The sequence below is a fragment of the Thorsellia anophelis DSM 18579 genome (assembly GCF_900111395.1).
Classification (GTDB): Bacteria; Pseudomonadota; Gammaproteobacteria; order Enterobacterales; family Thorselliaceae; genus Thorsellia; species Thorsellia anophelis.
The window spans coordinates 129,365-150,851 of record NZ_FOHV01000005.1; the positions used below are offsets into that span (position 1 = coordinate 129,365).

18 protein-coding genes are annotated in these 21,487 nt (G+C 35.5%); 2 read left to right on the forward strand and 16 right to left on the reverse strand.

What is annotated here, in order from left to right:
- Nucleotides 1-38 precede the first annotated feature (38 nt).
- The 10 genes from BMW37_RS04505 to BMW37_RS04550 form a co-directional block, all read right to left on the reverse strand.
- Nucleotides 39-1,481 carry a cation:dicarboxylate symporter family transporter gene (locus tag BMW37_RS04505; RefSeq protein WP_093318134.1) on the reverse strand — a complete coding sequence of 481 codons (1,443 nt, stop codon included), beginning with the start codon at nt 1,479-1,481 and terminating at the stop codon, nt 39-41.
- A 226-nt stretch (nt 1,482-1,707) separates the two neighbouring features.
- Nucleotides 1,708-3,072 carry an L-cysteine desulfidase family protein gene (locus BMW37_RS04510; RefSeq protein ID WP_093318136.1) on the reverse strand — a complete coding sequence of 455 codons (1,365 nt, stop codon included), beginning with the start codon at nt 3,070-3,072 and terminating at the stop codon, nt 1,708-1,710.
- Between the two features lie 571 nt (nt 3,073-3,643).
- Nucleotides 3,644-4,645, reverse strand: a complete 1,002-nt coding sequence (locus BMW37_RS04515; protein ID WP_093318137.1) for a substrate-binding domain-containing protein — start codon at nt 4,643-4,645, stop codon at nt 3,644-3,646.
- A 63-nt stretch (nt 4,646-4,708) separates the two neighbouring features.
- Nucleotides 4,709-5,662 carry an ABC transporter permease gene (locus BMW37_RS04520; RefSeq protein ID WP_093318138.1) on the reverse strand — a complete coding sequence of 318 codons (954 nt, stop codon included), beginning with the start codon at nt 5,660-5,662 and terminating at the stop codon, nt 4,709-4,711.
- A gap of 167 nt (nt 5,663-5,829) precedes the next feature.
- On the reverse strand, nt 5,830-7,311 hold the full coding sequence (locus BMW37_RS04525) for a sugar ABC transporter ATP-binding protein (RefSeq protein WP_093318139.1): 1,482 nt from the start codon (nt 7,309-7,311) through the stop codon (nt 5,830-5,832).
- A 48-nt stretch (nt 7,312-7,359) separates the two neighbouring features.
- Complete coding sequence (locus BMW37_RS04530; RefSeq protein ID WP_093318140.1) at nt 7,360-8,325, reverse strand: sugar-binding transcriptional regulator; 966 nt, start codon at nt 8,323-8,325, stop codon at nt 7,360-7,362.
- Nucleotides 8,326-8,447: 122 nt separating this feature from the next.
- Nucleotides 8,448-9,104, reverse strand: a complete 657-nt coding sequence (dhaL, locus tag BMW37_RS04535) for a dihydroxyacetone kinase subunit DhaL (RefSeq protein WP_093318141.1) — start codon at nt 9,102-9,104, stop codon at nt 8,448-8,450.
- Between the two features lie 82 nt (nt 9,105-9,186).
- A complete protein-coding gene (locus tag BMW37_RS04540; protein WP_093318149.1) occupies nt 9,187-10,179 on the reverse strand; it encodes a dihydroxyacetone kinase subunit DhaK in 993 nt (330 codons plus the stop codon).
- 42 nt (nt 10,180-10,221) lie between these two features.
- Nucleotides 10,222-10,953, reverse strand: a complete 732-nt coding sequence (locus BMW37_RS04545) for a GolD/DthD family dehydrogenase (protein ID WP_093318151.1) — start codon at nt 10,951-10,953, stop codon at nt 10,222-10,224.
- A gap of 7 nt (nt 10,954-10,960) precedes the next feature.
- On the reverse strand, nt 10,961-12,055 hold the full coding sequence (locus BMW37_RS04550) for an MDR/zinc-dependent alcohol dehydrogenase-like family protein (protein WP_093318153.1): 1,095 nt from the start codon (nt 12,053-12,055) through the stop codon (nt 10,961-10,963).
- 315 nt (nt 12,056-12,370) lie between these two features.
- Between BMW37_RS04550 and rpiB the strand changes: the two genes are divergently transcribed.
- Together rpiB and tal are read left to right on the forward strand one after the other, a co-directional pair.
- Nucleotides 12,371-12,823, forward strand: a complete 453-nt coding sequence (rpiB, locus tag BMW37_RS04555; RefSeq protein ID WP_093318155.1) for a ribose 5-phosphate isomerase B — start codon at nt 12,371-12,373, stop codon at nt 12,821-12,823.
- Between the two features lie 73 nt (nt 12,824-12,896).
- Nucleotides 12,897-13,853, forward strand: a complete 957-nt coding sequence (gene tal / locus BMW37_RS04560) for a transaldolase (protein ID WP_093318157.1) — start codon at nt 12,897-12,899, stop codon at nt 13,851-13,853.
- Between the two features lie 110 nt (nt 13,854-13,963).
- Here the strand turns inward: tal and BMW37_RS04565 are convergent, their stop codons facing one another.
- The 6 genes from BMW37_RS04565 to BMW37_RS04590 all read right to left on the reverse strand — a co-directional run bounded on the left by BMW37_RS04565 (nt 13,964) and on the right by BMW37_RS04590 (nt 21,476).
- On the reverse strand, nt 13,964-14,308 hold the full coding sequence (locus BMW37_RS04565; protein ID WP_093318159.1) for a PTS lactose/cellobiose transporter subunit IIA: 345 nt from the start codon (nt 14,306-14,308) through the stop codon (nt 13,964-13,966).
- A gap of 388 nt (nt 14,309-14,696) precedes the next feature.
- Nucleotides 14,697-15,644 (reverse strand): AraC family transcriptional regulator, encoded by a 948-nt coding sequence (locus tag BMW37_RS04570; protein WP_093318160.1) that lies wholly within the window; start codon nt 15,642-15,644, stop codon nt 14,697-14,699.
- Nucleotides 15,637-18,087 carry a beta-glucosidase gene (locus BMW37_RS04575; RefSeq protein WP_093318161.1) on the reverse strand — a complete coding sequence of 817 codons (2,451 nt, stop codon included), beginning with the start codon at nt 18,085-18,087 and terminating at the stop codon, nt 15,637-15,639. Before BMW37_RS04575 ends, BMW37_RS04570 begins: the two co-directional genes overlap by 8 nt.
- Before the next feature lie 55 nt (nt 18,088-18,142).
- Nucleotides 18,143-19,561, reverse strand: coding sequence for a glycoside hydrolase family 1 protein (locus BMW37_RS04580; protein WP_093318162.1), 1,419 nt, complete (start codon nt 19,559-19,561; stop codon nt 18,143-18,145).
- A gap of 229 nt (nt 19,562-19,790) precedes the next feature.
- The gene (locus BMW37_RS04585) at nt 19,791-21,059 is read right to left on the reverse strand and encodes a PTS sugar transporter subunit IIC (protein WP_093318163.1); all 1,269 of its coding nucleotides are present in this window, start codon (nt 21,057-21,059) and stop codon (nt 19,791-19,793) included.
- Nucleotides 21,060-21,158: 99 nt separating this feature from the next.
- Nucleotides 21,159-21,476 (reverse strand): PTS sugar transporter subunit IIB, encoded by a 318-nt coding sequence (locus BMW37_RS04590; RefSeq protein ID WP_093318164.1) that lies wholly within the window; start codon nt 21,474-21,476, stop codon nt 21,159-21,161.
- Nucleotides 21,477-21,487 lie beyond the last annotated feature (11 nt).

A 21,487-nucleotide genomic window follows, 5' to 3' on the forward strand; every position in this document is an offset into this window, starting at 1 on the left:
CCCCACTAAACAAAATGTGGGATAAGTTAATATTTTATTTAAATGTTTGTTTCATCTGACATATCAACTTGAACACTAGCATCATTAAATAGAGCCATATCCATAGTCCCTATGCCTTTGTCTGTCACTACTGCAGCAGTCATCGTACCAGAAACATTCGCAAGCGTGCGCGCCATATCAATAATAGGATCAATTGCAAGGACTACGGCTATCATTGGAAAATACTCCCCCATTCCCATACCTGATAACGTAATACTCGCTGCAATCGTTGCCGTACCTGGGATGCCCGCTATACCAATAGAGCCTAGTACAACAACTAAAACTAACATCAAATAAAACTGGATGTTTACTTCAATACCAATAGTGTGAGCTAACATCACTGCAAGCAGGGCTGGAAAAAATCCAGCACAACCATTCATGCCAATTGTGCTACCTAATGAACCAACGAGGTTTGCTGTCGCATTATTCACCCCCATACGAGTTTTTAATGTTGCAATAGTCATGGGTAATGTGCCAACTGATGAGCGACTTGTAAACGCCATTAACCATGTCGCAGCAGCTTTTTTTGCAAACATAACAGGTGAAACACCATGCAAAGTTACTAATATCAGATGTATAACAATCATGATAAAAGTAGCAATATAAATTGCTAGTATAAAAGAAGACACTTCAAAAATTGCATCGATACCATTAGATACAATTGTTCTTGCAAGAAGCGCAACAACTGCATAAGGCATGTATTTTATGATAGTCATAGCAATAGACATTACTATCTTATAAAGACCATTTATAAATAATTTAAATGCACCTATCGCTTCAGGATTTTTTTTCTCCATGCGATTAGCACCAATACCTATTAGTGCTGAGAAAATAACTAGACCAACAACATTATCAGCGCTCATAGCTCCGATAATATTACTCGGAATAAGATTAATTAAGGTATCTATCAGATTTTTGTATTCTCTTATTTCTGCGACTTTATCCGTACTCGCAATTTGTTGCTGAGATAGTTCCAGTCCCATTACAGATGCAAGGAAAATACCTAGTACAGCTGCAATTGCAGTAGTGAAAAGCAACCAAAAGATACTTCTCACAGCAACTTTTGGTAGGTTTTCCTTGCCAGAGAAATCCAAAATTACTTTGACGATAGAGACGAAAATCAAAGGAATGACTAGCATGCGAATAAAGGCAACAAACGCCCTACCAAATAAACCATACCATGTTGCGGTTTCTTTCATCCAAGTTGTTGGAGCATCAGGAAAACCTCCAGCAAGCTGAACTCCAAATCCTAATATTCCACCTAGTAATAACCCAACCATCATTCTTATTGAGAATGACATTTTTTGATTTTGTAATACCTTTAAAATATAAAAACAACCTGCTAAAAAAGCTAAAGCAATCAGTGTTTGGTAGTGTGTTAAAAATAAGAAGTTTTGAAATAAAACTCCATCGAATAGTGCGCTTGATGTAGTCGCCCCCATAAACTGCTCCTTAATTAAAGTTTCATAATCAATAAACTTGCTACCGCAATTTTTTTGTTAGGCCAAACCAATTAAATGATGCCCTAAATTGCACTTTTCAATAACTATAACTGTCACTATGTATACTTAAATAATTTTAGAACAAAAAACTATAAGACAACCAATCTGTCTCATGAATGCTTTTCAATATGCCATTACGCTAAATGCTGTAAATAACAAGCCAAGGTTAGCAATTGTCCTTCTTCACCATAATTTCTATAATCTGTACATCTGTTTGTTGCATGCTACCTCTAGCTAATGAGCATAAATTTTCAATAGATTGGTCTACATCATGACTCACAATTCCTTCATTGCCAGTGACGCCACTTGAGCTAATTGCCATGAGCACGGCTTTAAATGCAGAGCTTGCTGAGGTGGAGACTTTCATAGCGCAACTATTTGATGCCCCGTCACAAATAATACCAGCGATATCGCCTACCATACTTGATAAGGCTAAGCTTATTGGTTGATATTCACCCTTACCAAGTAACCATGCCATGCCGGCTGCAGATCCCATCGCAGCAGTACTGACAGCGCACATTGCTGAAAGTTTGGGTAATTTACTGTGAATATAAACCGCAATCAGATGCGATAATATCAAGGCACGTGCACGTTGTTCTGCCGTCGCCTTTAAATGATCCGCAACCACAACAACAGGCATTGTTGCTGATATCCCTTGATTACCCGATCCTGAATTACTCATTGCAGGTAAAGTTGCTCCTCCCATCCTTGCATCTGAAGCAGCCGTTGAACGAATTAGAATATTAGACAATAAATCATCAGAGAGTAATCCTGTTTCTATTTGAGCTTTTAATGTTCTGCCAATATGAAGCCCATAATTATGTTTCATCCCTTCTTCAGAAAGCGCATTGTTTAACGCTTCAGCCTGTAGGATAAATTCTATCTGTTCAAAGGGAACATTATGCGCAAATTCATATATAGATTTAACAGTTGCTTCTCTTAGGCAATACGGAGCCGTATTATCGATTGTTTCATCTAATTTAAGCTCAAACAGCACTTCTTTATTTTTTTCAATCTTAATTACTTGAGTGTGAGAATCTGCAATCGCAACTGTCACAGAGTCTTCAGAAGCAACAATCGTTACTTCTGAATATAAAATATTAGCCACTGGCTTAATCGCAACATTTACACGATTAGTTTCAAGTAAGTATTTACCCGCTGTGACAATCTCATCATTTAATCCCTTTAAAACTTCAAGCCCACCTTTTGGATCGCCTCCTAATGCGCCGACTGCTGCAGCGATAGGCAGCCCTACCATTCCGGTACCTGGTACAGAAACGCCCATACCATTTTTCATTAAATTGGCGGAAACTTTACCGTTAATTGATGTAATTTGGCCTAATTTAGTGGAAATTGGGGTAGTATCATCAAAGAGATAGCTTCCTGCTATCGCACTTGCTAATGCTAAAGAGATAGGTTCAGTACAACCTAGTGCGGGTAAAACTTCATGGTGTATGGCACGTAAATAAACCGCCCATTGACTATTATATTCAGTTTGATTCCCTGAAGAAGTAGGGTTAATGCTTGACATTTAACATTCCTTTATATTGTTATTAGGTTCCATATTATACTTTTTAGCTGAGAAAGAAAGTGCCTTTTATCAACACTAATAAGTCATCTTAAGTCTAAAGTACTCATCCTGGCTATCAAGATCATACTAAACTGCTGATATATAACTGTTATCTCACGCATACTTTTTCATTTTTTATGTTTTTTTATTTACCTATTGAGTTATATCAATAATTTAGCAGATCATTGTGTTTTAAATCAACTTTAAAAAAGTGGGTAACAAGAAGCTAATCAATTATATTCATTTAATCTCAGCCATACTCATATAATATCGCCTAATTAGCATTTAACATTCTAAAATAAATAGAAAATAACGAACCTAACTAACGCCATGATTAAATTTTATAATGAAAGAGTTGAATGAAAAACTGTGTGAATAAAGAGGCTACCATGAACATACTAAGGGGAAACAATCAAAAATGAAAGTTAATTCATCATTTAGTGTGAGTACTAAATGAGACCCTATCTTAATGGTTTTAAAATTAAAATAAGGTCAATTAATTTAATATTAAGTCAAAATAGAGTTATGATTTTTACTCAGATAATTTTTGTAACAGACGGTCTGCATTTTCTTTCGTAATTTCAGTCCAAGGAATATCATAGCGCTTAGCTGTTCCATCACCCCATGGCATTTGATCTGCATATTCTTGCCAAATCACTGAGCGAGGTTGATACGATTCACCTTCAAGTTTTCTTAAGGCGACATCTAGAGCACCTTGCGCCTGAGCCTTAGCATCTTGAAAGAAACTCACATATAACTCCCCATCTTTTACAGATTGAATACCATCTTTTATTCCATCAATCCCTGCGGTAGGAATAGTATTAAGTTCAATACCTTTTGCACGAATTGCTTCCAACCCACCTAAGCCTATATCATCATTTTGCCCAACAACAGCATTGATTGCATTTGGATGAGACGTCAACCAGTTTTCCATAATTGTCATAGCTTCAGCACGTGACCAATTAGCTGGCTTCTGTTCTAATATTTTAATATCTGGATATTTAGCGAAAACTGTTTGATTGCCTTGAGTTCGTTCAATTTGCGCTGATTGCCCAATAGGACCTTCCATTATCACAATATTGCCCTTTCCACCGATTGCTTTTGCAATTGCTTCAGCTTGCATTTCTCCAGCTTTCACATCGTCATTGCCAACATAAGAATATAAGCTATCTCCTGTTACTTTAGTATTTGAACCTATAACTGGAATACCTGCTTCGTTTGCTTTTTCGACTGCATCTCCACCGGCTTCTATATCAATTGGTACAAATAAGATAGCATCAAATTTTTGAGTGATCATAGTGTCAAATTGATTACTTTGGGTAAGAGCATCATACCGTCCATCAAAAACAGTAATATCCACAGTTCCATCTAATACAGCAGGATGTTTTTCTAATTGATCCACCCACATTTGCATAAACTCACCTTTAAGACCATAAACAGCTGCACCTATTTTATAAGGTTTAGCATACGCAGTTGAAGCTAATGCGACTGATAATATTGAAGCTGATATAATAGTTTTAAATAATTTATTCATAATTCACCTTTATATTAATTTAATTAAATTAAACTTAACAGTACTAATATATTTAGTACTATTTTAATTACTCTCTTTTCTAGTTCCATCTAATAAAACAGCAACAACAATAATTAATCCCTTGACTACTTGTTGATAATAAGAAGATACACCCATTAAATCTAATCCATTATTAATAACGCTAATAATCAAAACGCCAAATACAGTACCAATTAAACTCCCTCTTCCTCCTTTTAAACTTGTTCCACCAATTACCACAGCAGCTATCGCATCAAGCTCATAAGATTCTCCTGCTTGAGGAACCGCTGCAGTGGTTCTTGCAGTTAATAAAACACCAGCTAAACCTGCTAAAGCACCCGATATCAAATAGGTTGAAAAAATAACCGTCCTTGTCCTAATACCGCTTGTTTTAGCGCTTCTAATATTTCCACCTACTGCGTAAATATAACGGCCAAAGATGGTATATTTAAGAATAAATCCGAAGACTATAATTGCAATAATTAAGACAATGACTGGAATAGGAATATTAAGAATATGGCCTTGGCCAATAAATTTAAATTCAGGAATAAATCCAGAATAAGGTTTACCATCATTATAAATCTTAGTTAACCCACGAGCCGCACTTAGCATCCCTAATGTTGCAACAAAAGGAGGAACTGAAAATCGTGAAATTAACAATCCATTTATTGAGCCAAGAGCAGTACCAACACCTATACCACAAGCGATAGCAAGAGGTATAGACATATCGCTATTACCAGTTACAAGGCTTCCAGTAACGATGCCTGAACAAGCTAAAATTGAACCAACCGAGAGATCTATCCCACCTGTTAAGATCACATAGGTCATGCCAATTGCTAAAATTCCATTTATAGAAGCTTGACGAAGAATATTAGTCCAATTTCCCCAATCCATAAAATAAGGACTTAAAAAAGATAATAATATGCATATTATTAAAAATGCTAAGACTATACCATTTTTTTTCAATATATCTTTAACATTAACTATATTTTCAGCCATAACTCCCCCAGCAATAAATTTGCTTTAATTAAATAGATTCAAATTGAATGATATATTAGATTAATTACAACATTAAAAAAAATATAAGAATACCCCTCACTCAATTAAATAATAGTGATAATTTATATATTAATAATTTAACGTTTTAATTATATCTGGATATTAAATTAAGATGCTAAGTGCAATAACTCCTCTTGATTAACCTTATTAGCCAAAACATTACCCACTACCTTCCCATTTTTAAATATTATGATACGATCTGATATTTTAAGTATTTCTGGTGCTTCTGATGACACTACAATTGCCGCATTACCTTTAGAAACAAATGTTTCTAAGAAATGATACACCTCCTGCTTAGCGCCTTCATCAATACCTCTAGTTGGTTCATCACACAGTAAAAACACCGGGTCAGTCGATACACATCTTGCAATTACAACTTTTTGTTGATTACCACCACTTAAACTTTTAACGGCTAGAGACGAATGTGTAATTTTTATTTTTAATAAATTAACCATCTCGTTTACCATTAATTTAATTTTTTTAAGATCAATTATGGAATAATAACTTAAACGGCCTAAACTTGAATAAGCAATATTATCTTGAATACTAGCATCTAGTACTAAGCCAGTATCTTTTCTATCTTCTGTAATATATGAAATACCTGACTGAATCGATTTTATAGGCGTTCTATTTAATAATCTTTGCCCCTTTAAATAAATATCGCCAGAATCACAATTTGTAATGCCATAAACTGCATCTAGAAATTCACTTCTGCCAGATCCCACTAAACCATAAATTCCTAAAATTTCACCTGATTTTACTTCCAGAGAAATATCAGAAAAGACAGAATGTCTTGAAAGCTTATCTGACTTAAATATTACTTCATCTTTAATTACTTTATTTTCTTTACTTGTTTCGGTTAATTCTCGACCCACAATCGATTGAACCAAATGTGCTCTATCAATATGTTCTATTTGACCAGATTCTATATACCCACCATTTCTAAAAACAGTATAGGTATCAGCTATTGTAAAAATTTCAGATAATCGATGAGAAACATAAATAATACCTGCACCATGCTGAGTAACACTTCGAATAGCTGCAAACAAAGTTTCCGTTTCTTTTTCCCCTATAGATGAGGTCGGTTCGTCCATAATGATAATATCATTCTTCTTATTAAATACCTTCGCAATTTCAACTAATTGAGTTTGCGCTAAACTTAATTCAGACATTTTATTTTTTGCTTGTATTTCAAACCCTAGAGTGTCAAGCAAATGCTGCGTTTGAGTAAATAGTTTTTTATAATCAATAATGCCCTTTATTAATCTAGGCTCATTTCCAAGGAAAATATTTTCAGCTACGGTCATACCTGGTATAGGTGAAAGTTCCTGTGTAATAATCGCTATTTTATGATTTATAGCATCAATTGGTGAGGTAAAATCAACAGAATTACCTTTAACTAGTATTTCACCTGCATCCTTTTTCAACAACCCCATTAATATATTTAAAAAAGTAGACTTACCTGCTCCATTTCCACCACATAATGCATGTACACTTCCCTTTTTCAGTAAAATTTGACCATTATGTAATGCAGGAACACCATTAAAGCTCTTTTGGACATTTTTTGCTTCTAATAAAATATCAGACATATATTTCCCCTTAAAACATAATTGGCAAAGATAGAAATTGATTACTCTCTATTTTGGTACCAAACTTAATATCGTTTTAACATTCGAAGCACTAGTCGCTATCATATCTATTGCTCCTGTTTTTAATGCACCAATAATAGATAATGCTTTCGTTTTCTCTGATGCAACTGCAATCACACACGGAATATTTTTTAATTCCTCAACACTCAAACCTATTACCCTATTATTCATTACTGTATCGACATTTTGGCCATTTGCATTAAAAAAGTCATACCCAGCGATATCACCTATTACCCCTAAATTCAGCCTTGCATAGGTGATTTCCTGTGGGGTGAACCAACCTAATTGGACCATGTAGCTATTTTCACTCATGTCACCAATTCCTACTATGGCGATATCAGCTCTTCTTGCCCTATCTAGGGTTTCTTTAATTGTGCTATTACGCATAAAAATTTCGCGTGTTTCATTATTTTCAACGTATGCAGGCGCATAAAGTGTCTCACTAAAACCATTAAATCTCTTGGCAAGTAATCTACTAATATGATCTGCATTAATATCATCATCTGGCCTATGAGTTCCTCCTATACCAGATATAAATCGACACTTCCTTTCAACAACGTTATTAAGCTGCTTCGCAACTTCTGCTACATTACGTCCTTGTCCAACTGCTACAGTCATATTATCTTTGAGCGTATTGGATAAATAATTAGCAATCAGCAATGATACTTGGGCTCTTTGTTCGTCTTCATCATCATAATCTAAAGCTATAAAAGCTCTTTTGATATCAAATCTATCGATAAGTTGCTTCTCAAGCTCAGTACTAAAAACAGGATGATATCTAACACTTATTTCAACAATTCCAGCTTCTCTAGCTGTTTTTAATAACCGCCCGACTTTAATCCTTGAAATACCAAATTTATTTGCTATTTCCTCTTGGGTGATCTCATTTTGATAATAATCGATGGCTATTTCAGTCAACAATTCATATTCAGAAATGCTTTTTTCTTTTTTCATATTTTACGAGTCTCTACTATAAAATTGGTTCTCAATCATTTTCGTTACCTTGATTTGGACTTTCCTTAATCGATTATTAAGGAAAGTTACATTACCATATTTTAGAACAGAAACTAAATGACTCATTCGATATTAGCCAAAATGCCGTCTGCGAGTGCCACCAATAGCAGACAACATGACGTTGCACCTGCATCTTGCACTCCTCTTGAGCGCTCCCCTAAACGACTTGCTCTGCCGATTTTTGCCACTAAATCAATAGTTGATACTTTTCCTTTTTCAGCAGCTTCTTTCATATGGATAAGTGCATTGGAAAAATCATTTCCCTTATCGATTGAAGCTCTATATGCATAAATGGCCGGCACTAGTGTATCCATTAAGCATTTATCACCTACTTGCGCATCACTGATAGTTTTTAGCTCTGCTAAACCATGTTCTAACATATCAGCAACATCATATTTAGTAAGTGTTTCTTTTTGAGAAATTGATTCAGCCAACCCAGTAAAAAAGGAACCATATAGTGGACCCATAGAACCACCAATTCCTTCCATTAGAGCATCAGCTAATACTTGAAAAGCCTCATCTAAACTGAGTATTTTTCCTTCCATTGTGTTTCTACATAGCTGGAATCCTTTTGCCATATTAATGCCATGATCTCCATCTCCGATGGCTCCATCAATATCACTTAAATAATCCCTATTTGCTACTATTACATCAACCAATTGATTAACAATCACATTACCTAGTTTTGCATTGAAGATGTTTGTAATTTCACTACCCATAATTATTCCCTGCTATTAATTTAAAATCTGGTTTGCCTAAACTATCGCCAATAACACATAATTAAAAAGCTTAATAAAAATATCATTTAAATGCTAAGCAATCTGCTTTTAAGTCAATTAACTCTTTTAATTCATCATCTAATTTAATTAGTGTTAATGTCACCCCCATCATATCTAAAGAGGTAAAATAGTTGCCAACAAGTTTTGTGTGAATATGAATATTCGATTTATCTAATAAATCTTTCAGCGCTGAAAAATAAATATACAATTCCATGGTAGGTGTTCCACCTAAACCCGAGACTATTACCCCTATTTCGTCGTGAGAGTTAAATAAACCATCTGCGAGAATTTTATCTAGCATGATATTAGCCATATCTTTAGCACTGGCTGTGTTAGTCACTTCAATACCTGGCTCGCCATGATGTCCAATTCCAATTTCCATCTGGCCATCAGCAATATGGAAATTAGGTTTCCCTACTGCGGGTATCGTACAAGAACTTAAACCAATTCCTATAGAACGTGTATTGTCGATTGCTTTTTGTGCTACTTTAATAACATCATCTAACACATATCCTTTAGCTGCAGCAGCTGCTCCTATCTTCCACATAAAGATTTCGCCCGCCACCCCCCTTCTTTTTTCAATCTCATCAGCAGATGCTGAAGCAACATCATCATTTGCAACGACTGTTTTAACAATTATCCCCTCTGCTTGCGCTTTTTTGATAGCCATTTTGACATTCATATTATCACCAGCGTAATTCCCATAAAGACAGGCAACGCCTTGGCCTGAGTCTGCTGCTTTAAAGGCATCCAAAAAAGCAACTGCTGTCGGAGAAGAAAAAATTTCACCTATGGCGACCGCGTCAAGCATATTATGGCCTACGTAACCTAAAAACGCAGGTTCATGACCAGAACCGCCACCAGTTACCAATCCTACTTTATTCGCTACTGGGGCTGTTGGTGATTTTAAAACCTTAGGATTATTTGTTTTAACAAAATACTCGGGATGAGCTTTAACATATCCTTCAATTGCATCTTCAACAACAAAATCTGGTTGATTGATAATTCTATTCATAATAACCTCATTTTAAAGCGATTTATAGTTAACGTTTCATTTTTACTGTACAGTATAGCCGCCGTCGATAACCAGATTTTCACCTGTAATCATATCTGCTCCAGAGGTTGCTAAAAAAACAGCCGCCGCAGCAATTTCTTCAGGTTCTGCAAACCTTCTCATTGGAATTTTTTGCTTCATCTGTTCTGCAATTTCTCCAGACCAAGCTTGCTTACCTAGTTCAGTCATCACAACAGTTGGAGAGATTGCATTTACTTGGATGTTAAAAGGTCCCCATTCAATCGCTAATACTTTCGTCAATGAAATTACCCCCGCCTTACTCACGCAATAAGCCAAATGTTTATCTAGTGCAATAACACCTGCTTGTGAGGCTAAGTTAATAATTTTTCCTGAGCGCTGTCTAATAAAGTGTTTACCGACAACTTGGCATAATCTGTAAACTGCTGTTAAATTAATATCTAAAGTTTGTTGCCAGTCCATTAGACTCAAAGACTCTGCATTTTCTAATCTAACAATACCAGCACTATTAACCAATATGTCTATCTTTTTATCACGCTCAATAATTTGTTCAATCGCATGTTCAACATCCTTTTCATTAGTCACATCGACTTCATAAAAGCTATCAAAATTGTTGAGTTTAGGAGGTTGCCTATCTAAAATAATCACTTTAGCCTGTTTTTCGCTATAAAACTTAGCTATTTCTTGTCCTATTCCAGATGCGCCACCTGTGATAATCGCAACTTTATCTTTTAGTGAAAAATATTGTTCAATCATGATTTATCTACCCTTTTAAATTAGGATCAAGTATTACTTTTATCGATATTTTGCCTTCTTTCATCAATTGAAATCCTTGAGCAAACTCCTCTAAAGGCAAGGTATGAGTCACCACACCTTTGGTTGGAAAATCACCATTAGCTATCCCATTAATAACTAATGGATAACAATAGGGACCTAAATGTGATCCCAAAATATCCAGTTCCTTTCTATCACTAATAATGCTCCAATCAACTGTAACAGGATCTTTAAAAACTGAAAACTCAACAAATCTCCCAAGTTTTCGAATCATTTTCAATCCTTGCTCAACAGACTTTTGAGCGCCTGTTGCTTCAATATAAATATCACAACCATAACCATCGGTCATATCTTTAACATATTTATCGACATCAACTTTCATTGGATTCAATACGATATCTGCTCCAAACGATTTGGCTAACTCTAATCGCTCATCTGACAGATCAAGTACTATCAATTTTTCTGCGCCAGATTTTTTAATGGCTCCTATCATACCTAGGCCTAACGTACCAGCTCCCGCTAATACAACAATATCTCCTAATTGTATGCTAGCTCTTTGTACTGCATGCAAAGAGCACGCATAAGGTTCAATCAGGATTGCATCTTCAATAGGCATTTCTTCTGGAACATGAAAATTGATACTTTCTTTGGTGAATTTCATATATTCTGCCATTCCACCATTTACATTATTTTGAAATCCATACAAATCATGCTTTTCACACATCCAATATTGGCCTCTATTACAAAAACGACACTCCCAGCATGGCACGATTTGTTCAGAAATAACTCGTTCACCAACTTTAAATTTTTCTATTTTTTTCCCAATTTTGACAATGCGTCCAATAAACTCATGTCCTGGAATCATCGGCGCTTTAATATAAGCCGGCTGTGTTTCATCTCCCCAAAAGCTAGGTGCGCCTTCAAATGCTTTTACATCCCCAGCACAAATACCACAAGCTTCTACTTTAACTAATATTTCTTCATCATTAATTTCAGGAACAGGTACAACCTCAAGCCTATAATCACCAGGCGCATAAGCAACAACAGCCTTCATGGTGGTTGGAATAGTATGTGTGTTTGGCATTTGGAACCCCTCTTTTTTTGTTTAATTGAAATATTAATGCTCATATGAACAATGCGACTATTCTGGCTTTATGTCTAGCAATTGGTTTAATAATTGTGATGAACCTCAAATTATTTACATATTTTTAACAAAAATACCGAATAAAACCCAAAAAAACCTTATATAAATATTTTTTCTATTGATCGTTTATTTTTTAGTGATACTATCAATAGCACAAATGAACACAACAATAACAAATGAACATTAAATTAATCACTAATAATATGCCCTACTAACTATGTAATGCCCTTATTTATTAACTAAAGAGGATTGAAAATGCTAAAAACGATTGCTATTGGCGCTGACGATGCAGCGAGCACCTTAAAAGACATCATCATTAATCACATCAAAGCAAAAGGATTAGAAATTGTTGATTATTCTGAGTCAAAAACAAGAAATGAAAACGATTATCCTGATATTGCCTTTGAACTTGCAACAGCTATCAAATCAGGTTTACACGATAGAGGGATTTTATTATGTGGCACAGGAATAGGAATGAGTATTGTTGCTAATAAAGTTAATGGAGTACGGTGTGCTCAGTGCCATGATACCTATTCAGCTCAACGTGCAAGAAAAAGCAACAATGCCCAAGTCATATCTCTTGGCGCTAGGGTAATCGGTCCTGAGTTAGCAAAAGAAATTATCAACGAATGGCTACTTTCTGAATTTGAAGGTGGGGGCTCGGCTCCTAAAGTAGAAAAAATATCAAAATATGAACAAAAAATATGAGCTAATTCTTATTCAGCTAATAAATCAAAAATATGAGAGTGTTATTATTCTAAAGTAAAACATGGGGTAAATGATGAATCAGTTAGATCAATTAAAACAATTTTCAACTGTAGTAGTTGATAGTGGTGATTTAGAAGAAATCAAACAATATCAAGCAACTGACGCTACAACAAATCCTTCAATTATTTTAAATACATTAAAAAATGAAAAATATACTCATTTTTTAGACTCTTCTATTGAGTATGCCAAAACCCATGTCAAAACTTTAGAACAGCAAATCAAGTTAGCTAGTTTAAAAGTTGCTGTAGATATTGGTAAAGAATTGCTCACTATCGTGCCTGGTTTTGTTTCGACTGAAGTTGATGCAAGAGCATCATTTGATATTGAACAAAGTATTAGAATTGCAGAGCAAATAATTGAGCTGTATGATAAAGAAAATGTTGATACATCCAGAGTATTAATCAAACTTGCGGCAACTTGGCAAGGTATCAAAGCAGCTGGAATCTTAGAACAAAAAGGGATTAAAACTAATTTAACACTGATTTTCTCTAAAGCTCAAGCTATTGCAGCAGCTGACTCTGGTGCATTCCTAATATCACCATTTGTCGGTCGAATCACTGATTGGTATACAAAAAATAATTTATTAGAGTCTGGAAGAGATCCTGGTGTTGAGTCAGTAAAAGAAATCTATACTTTATTTAAGTCTCAAAACATCCCAACTATCGTAATGGGAGCGAGTTTTAGAAATACGGCTCAAATTTTATCTTTATCAGGATGTGATAGACTTACCATCTCCCCTGCTTTACTTGAAAAGCTCAAGCAGAGTCATCACCCAATTGTTCAGATATTGAATTCAAATTTTATCAATAAAACTAAACGCAATTCTAAAATGATAGAAAGTGATTTTTATTGGGAACATAATAGCAGCGAAATGGCAGTGGCGAAATTATCAGAAGGTATAAGAGGATTTGCTAAAGATCAAATTACCATGGAGTCTTTACTGCTTTCTAAGCTAAATCAGTCTAATTAAGCTATGTTTAAACTACCCCTAGAATGCTCAGTTGTGATTGCATCAATTAGGGGTAATTTAATCAGCTAAGATAAACACATACCAACTAAAACCGATTTATCTTAATGAATTTATGAAAGTTTAATGCCATTAGTATTCAGCACACGATAAAGATTAATCATCTCTTGAGCCATTTCTTTTGCAAGCATTGAGGTCATAATATGGTCTTGTGCGTGAACCAAAATAAGGTTAACAGGTACTTTACCTTCCCCCATATCTAATCCAATTAATTGTGTTTGAACACTATGAGCTCTTATTTCAGCTTCACGAGCAGATTTAATACACTCATCAGCTTTATCAAAATCTCCAGCTCTAGCAGCTGCAAGTGCTTCCATTGCATAACTACGCGCTTCCCCAGAGTTAATGATTAATTCCATTACTGTTTGTTCCATATTAGATAAATCGATATCAGACATTTCATTCTCCTATATAATTAAAAGTGATAATAAAAAATATTTCAAGGCCGAAATAATTGCTTTTAATAATGTGATGCACGAATGGACCCATGCTCTTTATTACGGTCTATTGTTAAACAAAATAGAGATAGATTCACCACTTCTTAAATACTTAGTTGGTGTAAACTCCTCACTATTTTACCTATTGAGTTTTGCAATATATGTTTCTTTACCTCAGTTCCACTTGGAAAGTGTCAACACCGAGCTGTAGAAATTAATTATTCCATTAAAATAGCATATTTTAGAATAAAAAATTAAACATTTTTAGCATTTTGTGCAATAACTCACTAAAAAACTCAAATCGTTGGACAAACTATTGTGACATAAACTCAAAGAAGTTCACCCACTACTAATTAAACAGTGATAAAACTAATTTTAAAGGAATTTGTTTACAATGCGTCACCATTTGCTCTTCATAATTACGCCATTGTAAATCTGACAGATACCGCTTACGAAATTCAGATGGTGGCATTTTACAATATCGATTAAATGCTGCAATCATCTGTTTATGTTCACTAAAACCCGCCATCAAACTCACATCCGTAATCGCAATGCTCGTATTTTTAAGCAACATTTTTGCTTTATTAACGCGGCACATGGTCACAAACTCAACCACACCATATCCGCTTATCTTTTTAAACAGCCTTGAGAAATGATGATAACTGACACCTGCTTGATTAGCGAGTTCACTGACTGAAATGGAGTCTTCAAAATGCAGATTAATATATTCAATCGCAGATTTAATTAACTGCTCATCTTTTTGAGTGAAGACATCTACAGGTGTGTCACTCTCAATTAATGGATGTTTTGTAATAAGCGACAATAAATGATATACATTTGTTAAGTGTACAAATGGGTTACTCGGATTCACTAACTCAGATAACAGCTTGAAAAGAGACAATTGAATCTCTAAATTAAAATTATCATCACGCTTAATCGTTGCACTTTGTAGTGCTTTAATTTCTATTTGTTTAAACAGTTCTGGTGAAAATTGACATGTCACTAATGTACTTTCAGCATATTTAGCTTCCAAGGCATGAGTTTCATCACCTTTGATAAATAGGAACTCGCCTTTTTTTAAAAGCCCCTCTTGTGAGGCTAATACAAATTCAAATTCACCTGATAGCACATAAATCAATTCAGGTGCAGGATGCCAATGAGGCTCACAATAAGGCACTTCTGCAGCAAATACATTGACATGCTCGGAGCCAAACGTTATTAACTCTAAACCTGACTGAGCTTGGCTAGACAAATATGGTTTATTAGAATCATATCTAAACGAGGAGAAACTAAGCATCCACTTCCCCTAAAGTATTACCAAGAGCGATTTTTAATTCATTAGGATCAATCCTAATTTGGAAAAATTCCGTCAATGTAATGTATAAACCACAAAATAGATTTGGTGCAATGCTTTCAAATTTCTCTTTAATCCAGCTAGATGGTTTACCTGTGTGAGTTTCCACTAGTTTAACAACATTTTCAAACAACATAGGTTGCTCCATCAATTTTACCAATGAACAATCAATTTCTAATGGAATAATATAAGGTTCGGCTTGCACGATAATTGACGCTTCTAATTGTATATCTCTAGAAGATGCGCCAATTAACACATGATATTCGCCTGAATCGATTACAAACTTATCTAATGACGTATGATAGTAGCTAAAATCTTCTAACGTCAATTGCAATTGAATCGTTGTTGTTTCCTGGTTGGCTATAAAGCACTTTGCAAACGTTTTAAGACTTTTTCGTTCTCTTGGGTAATTTTCAAAACGGCTTACTGGCCAGGCTAAATACAGCTGTACTATTTCATGACCATCAAATGGTCCTAAATTTTTGACATCAAGTGAAACTTCAACCAAAAGATCATTATTACTTACGCTTGGACGCCATTCAATCAAACCTTTGCATTTGATCACAGATGTTGAAAGCCTTAAATTTGAATACATAAATTCACTATAGCTTAACCCAAATCCAAATGGAAAACAGGGTTGCATATCACGTTTATCGTAATAGCGATACCCAACAAATATCCCTTCGCTATAGTAATGTTCTCTTGCTTCACCTGGATAGTATAAAAAGCTCGGTGTTTCTTCTAGCCGATTAGGAACAGTGATAGTGAGTTTTCCACAAGGATTGCATACACCTAATAAGATTTTAGCTAACGCCCCACCAACACCCTGACCACCAAAAAAAGTTTCGACTACACCTGAAACCTTATCAAGCCAAGGCATCACCACGGCATCTGAATTCGCCATGATCACAACACAATTTTTTTGAACATTTGAGATATGCTCAATTAATTTTTGATGAGTGGGTAATAAATCCAAATCCGATCTATCCCCATCTTCCCCATCTTCTCCTATTGCAGTATTCACAAAAATAAGTGCAATGTCAGCTGCTGCCGCAATCTCTATGGCTTGTGGGATGGCATTTTCATCTTCTACATAATCAAGGGGCGCGCCTATTGCGTAACGAATTTCAAAAAGATCTGCACCTAAATCCATTAATTCATCAAGTGGCCTATCTACATAGTAAGGTGTGGTCGTTGCCGATCCTGAACCTTGTATCACAGGTTCATGTGCCCATTTACCGATCACCGCGATCTTGGTATATTTTTCTGGAGTGATTGGTAGGATTTGCTTATCATTTTTAAGCAAAACAATTGACGCAGCTGCAATATCAATTGCTAATTGGTGATGTTTAAAAAAATCAATTTTATCTGGATAATTATCTGTAGGTTGTTGACCTAATTTACCTGCTTTTTCAAGCAATAAAAGCATTCGCCTGCAAGCTTGATTGAGTTCATACTCGTGAAACTCCCCTCGTGCAAATGCCTCTATGAGTTGTTGTTTATTTTGCTTAATTTCTGGCATGTCCAAATCATTACCTGCTCGCAGTGCAGCTACTCGATTTTTAATGCCATACCAATCAGAGATAACTAGGCCATCAAATCCAAATTGGCTTCTTAATACATTCGTTAACAACCACTTACTTTCATTGACTTGCTCACCATTTAGCCGATTATATGAGGACATGACAGCCCAAGGTTTAGCTCTTTGAATCGTGCGCTTAAAAGCCAATAAATAAATCTCATACAATGCTCTTAAATTAACAACTGAATTCATTTCTGTACGGCGATATTCGGAGTTATTGCACGCAAAATGTTTCAAACAAGCACCGACGCCCTCTTTCTGAATACCTTCAATCATTGCAATTGCCATTTCACTACTAACAATTGGATCTTCTGAATAATATTCATATCCCCTACCAGCAAGAGGCGTGCGTCTAATATTAATTCCAGGGCCAAGCAGCAAGTCAACTTTTAAGGCTTTACACTCTTTTCCAAGAGCAAGGCCCATTTGATGAATTAACGCCCTATCCCAACTACACGCCAGTGCTGAGCCATTAGGAAAGCAGGTAGCAGGCTTTGTCCGCCCAAATAATCCTTCGCTTCCCCCAGCTAATACTTCACCAGGCAAAGATGGTTCTGCACTGAGTAAATTCATATCATGGGCAGATTGATTGATGACTTCAATAAAGTCGTCAAAAGCCCAATTATGACCTTGTTCAATTTGCTCTGTGCTATAACGAACACCATACGTACCGTCAGTCATGACGATACTATTAATCCCATGTTGTTCTATACAAGCTGTGCGCCAAAGGCCGTTTCCCGAAATCAACTCGATTTTTTGTTCTAAAGTTAATGCTGCTAAGATTGAGTTTATGTGTGTTGTCATACTGTATCCTAAATCAAACTGAGCTCATACATTAACTTTAGCAATGCGTTATTCACTACTTTGTTGCTGATTGAATGAGGGATTGATACCAATAAAAAGATTTTTTCTTATACCGTGCTAAATCTAATAATTCCTTATCAGTTCTATTGACGTAAACGAAACCATAACGCTTATTAAACCCACTTGAGGTACTCAGTAAATCCATAAATGACCAAGGGCAATATCCAACAACGTCAACTCCATCATTTACCGATTGCGTCAATGCATCAAGATGTTCAGATAAATATTCAATGCGATAACTGTCATCGACAGTGTTGTTTTCATCTAAGCTTTCTTGGCCGCCAATACCATTCTCAGTTATGATAATCGGAACTGGGTATCTTGCATAGATATCATTTAATAATATACGAAGTCCTATCGGATCGATCTCCCATCCCCAAGGCGTTGTATTTAAATTAGGGTTTTGTATGACTTGATAGCGACCAGGTGCAGTTTCAAAAATCGCTTGCTTTGCACCATTTTCATCAATCGCAACATCTTGAGCCACCTCAGTTTCAGGGCACGCTCTGACCATGGTACTTTGATAATAATTAATACCCAGTAAATTCGGTTTAGCTGATTTCATGAGTGCCAAATCTTCTTCTAAAATATCAAGGTTGTACCCTTGTTCCAGTATATACTTCCAGATATTGGCTTTATACTCACCTTTAAAATAGAGGTCCATAAAAAAATAGGTTTTAAAATCAGCACAAACCTGCGTTGCTAGAACGTCTTCTGGTAAAGCTGAAGCCGCATAGTAAGGGGATAACCCAATTGCAGGCCCAATTTTATGTGATGGATACTGGGTTCGGCAATACTCAACAACTTTAGCATGTGCAACAGTCATATAATGATTCATTTGGTATTTTTGCTCTTCAATACTTCTGGTATCATTTTCATCAAATACCAATAAATAGGGAAGTGCGAACATATTACTTTGTTCATTAATTGTAAACCAGTGGGTCACTGAATCGGAAAATTCATCTATCACTGTTTTAGAAAAATGAAAAAAATCATCAATCACCTGACGACTAGACCACCCTTGATACTTATCTTGTAACGCCTTTGGCAAATCAAAATGATAAAGTGTCACTAATGGCTCAATACCATTTTTGACTAATTCATCAATGAGATTTCTATAAAAATCGAGTCCCTTTTGATTGATGATACCATCACCATTTGGGAAAATACGTGGCCAGGCGATTGAAAAGCGATACGCTTTTAGACCTAATTCTTTCATTAATGCGACATCTTCTTTATACCGATGGTAATGATCGGTTGTCACTGATGTATCTGCAAATTTAGGATTAATATTCAAATCAACAATAGACAACCCTTTTCCATCTTCTAGCTTTGCTCCTTCGCACTGATATGCTGCTGTAGCCGCGCCCCACAAAAACTGTTTTGATAGTGGGGAAATAGATTGATATTGCATAGGACACTCCAGAAAAAATGTAGTAATTAAGCAAGGCCTATTTTTAACTCATATAAAAAATGTCCTGCATATATTGCGAGCACAAAATATCTCAATTAGAGTGCATAACGATTTTCCTGTAAAACAAAACCAGTACGTGTCCTACAGGAAATTGTAGTTTGCATGACAAGAGATAAAAAATGAGACCTTTTAAGCATTCAAAATTAAAAATAATGATTAATAATACAATTTAAGCATTTGTTAACGCAGTTTCTTCTGCTAGTTTCTCTTCAGCTACTTTGGTTCTTTCAGCTACTTTAAAGAAAGGGTAATAGATACAAATCGCAATAATAATCTCAATCGCCTGCCAAATAACTGCCCTAAAATCTCCCCCTGTGACTAAAAATGCGCTAAATAAGGGCGGCGTAGTCCAAGGAATGGCAATAACAGGCCTACCAATAATATTAAAATGCATTAATAGGTAAGTTGCAGCAGATAAAACAAGCGGCGTTAAAATATAAGGAATCATGACTACTGGATTGAACATAATAGGAAAGCCAAACACTAATGGTTCATTAATGGTGAAAGTACCAGCTGGTAGGCATACCTTAGATAAAGAGCGATAGGTTTTGCTTTTAGAACGTGTCATTAATAATACTAGTGCAAATGTTGCACCTGTTCCGCCAATCCATAAACCAAAATGGAAAAAGCCATCCGCCGTAATATGAGGTATTGCAGCGCCAGTTTTAAATGCTAAGCTATTTTCAGCTAAAAATGCGAGCATGATAGGTGTATAAATACCATTTAATACACTGTCTCCATTTAGTCCACAGGTCCAAAGTAGCAATACAACAAAGCACATCAACAAAATACCAGGCAAGGTACTTAATCCGTCTACTAGAGGTGAAAATATCACTCCAACGATTGCATTGACATCAAATCCAAAAAAAACGCGAATCGCCCAAGCAAGTAAAATCACAAACGTAGCAGGTAGCAAACTTAAGAAAGAGTCTGAAACATAAGAAGGCACTCCACCAGGCAATCTAATGACTAAATTCATTTTTTGAAATGCAGCCATGGTATAAGGTACCAGTATAGCAATCATGATAGCGGTAAATATCCCTGTTACGCCAAAATTAGCAGTGCTTAATGCAAATCCGCCCCCATCGATAGGTTCTACTTGGATTGTTGTAAACGTTATCATCGCAACAACTGCACTATTAAGTGGGTTTAAGCCTAAATTTCGCCCTAAATTATATGCAACAGATAGGACGACGATAATCGCTATCATCCCAAACGTGAATTCATAGCCAACATCCAAATATCCCTTATAAGGCGTGATAATCTCTTCCCAAATTGGACTTGGGAAACTTCCTAGTATTAAAAATAAGCTACCAATTATCGTAAATGGGATGGTTACCATCATTCCATTACGAATAGCTTGCAAAATGACGTTTTCACTCATCACAGCTAATTTATCAGCGATATTTTCTTGTATGAATTGAAAAACTTTAGACATGCGCCCCCCTAATACCTAGTAATCTAGATATATTTTATGTTAACTATCTTTTTAATTACGCTATCCTCAATTAATCGAGGTATTTAGCGGTCATGAAGTTTATTTATTATCAGCATCAAGGCGCAATTGCTTTGCAAATGCTAAAATTTTAGCGCCGTTTTGCATGGCATAGTCCATCGAATCAATAATTTCTACAGGGATATTGTCTTGTTGAGCTTCTTTTTCCATACCGGCTTTTTTATATCTGATGTGAGGTCCAATTAAAACAACATCATAGTTTTTATAGACATCACTAAATAATTGTGAAGATTTTGCTTCTATAACAAAATGCTGTTCTGATTCTGTTAATGCCTTACGCATACTTGCAGCGACCATACTCGTTGACGCGCCTGCATCACAACATAATAATATTTTCATTTCATACTCCA